This is a genomic window from Oleiphilus sp. HI0043, assembly GCF_001634935.1.
On sequence record NZ_LWEY01001805.1, the window covers coordinates 1 to 1,287 of the forward strand.

At 47.8% G+C, this 1,287-nt stretch carries 1 protein-coding gene; it reads right to left on the bottom strand.

What is annotated here, in order from left to right:
• Positions 1-90 precede the first annotated feature (90 nt).
• Positions 91-1,287, bottom strand: a 1,197-nt coding sequence (locus A3729_RS27770) for a TGS domain-containing protein (RefSeq protein ID WP_156498182.1), incomplete at its 5' end; no start/stop codon positions are given.

Consider the following 1,287-nt stretch of genomic DNA (forward strand, 5'->3'; position numbering starts at 1 on the left):
TGCCTGGGAATAGGTTCCGATTGCTTCCGGTGCATCTGCTGTTTGAATAATGGACTTGTTACTCATATTTCCTCCTGGAAGCTAATCACTTTATTTTGATATGACTCTGGTAAGCCTTAGAACGGCTTTGATTGAGCGAATTCGGCGCATAACTCGAGCCAGGTGTCGTCGACCCTGAACATGTAGCACAACACTAACAACACTTAGTTTGGCGTTTTGTTCCGTCACGCCGATTCGTTCGATATTACCTTCGGCGTGCGTTATCGCTGCGGCTAGCTCGGCAATAATGCCGCGTTGGCGTTCAAGCTCTACCTTCAATTCAACGGTAAACTCATCGGTAATATCTTTCACCCAGGATAAGTGCATTTGAACCTGATTGTTGCTTAGGTTCATAATTTTTGAGCAGCCCTCGGAATGAATGGTGATGCCAGAGCCTGTGTCAGGTAAGCCTACGATCGGGTCGCCCGGGATCGGGTGGCAGCAATGTGCGAAAGACAGGTTCATTCCTTCTGAGCCCTTGATCATCATGGACACTGTAGAGGTATCTTGAGCTTCGTTTTCAGCCTCATCTTGTATTGCATCAGACATCAATTGACGAGCAATGATGAACGGCATGCGCTGACCTAAACCGATATTGCGCAGGAGTACATCCATGCTCTCGGCTTGGTTATGTTCAAGAACTTTTTGAATCTGTGCTTCAGGAATATCTTTCCAGGAAACATTAATGCCAGAGAGTGACTTATCGAGCAAGCTCTTACCAAGCGCTAGGCTTTCGGCTTCGCGTTGGTCTTTCAAGTAGTGCCTTATGCTGCTCTTGGCTTTACCGGTTGTGACAATATTCAGCCAAGCCCTACTTGGTTTAGCGCTAGGGGCAGTGACTACTTCAACCGTTTGCCCGCTTTGTAGAGGTACGCTCAAGGGGGCAAGTTGTTTGTTTACGCGACAGGCGACACAAGCATGACCAATATCGGTATGGATAGCATAGGCGAAGTCGATTGGGGTTGCCCCCGCAGGTAATTCGAGAATCGCGCCTTTGGGTGTGAATACATAGATCTCGTCGGGGAAGAGGTCGATCTTAACGTGCTCAATAAACTCCATAGAGTCAACGGCTCGTTCACGAAGTTCTTTCAGGCCGCTTAGCCAGCGATCAATACGCGCCTGATTGGCCAAGGCGAGATCTGACTCATCTTTATATTGCCAGTGTGCAGCAATACCGTAGTCAGCCAAATCTTCCATATCCTTAGTACGAATCTGAATCTCGATATTAACGTGCATACCGAAAAGTGT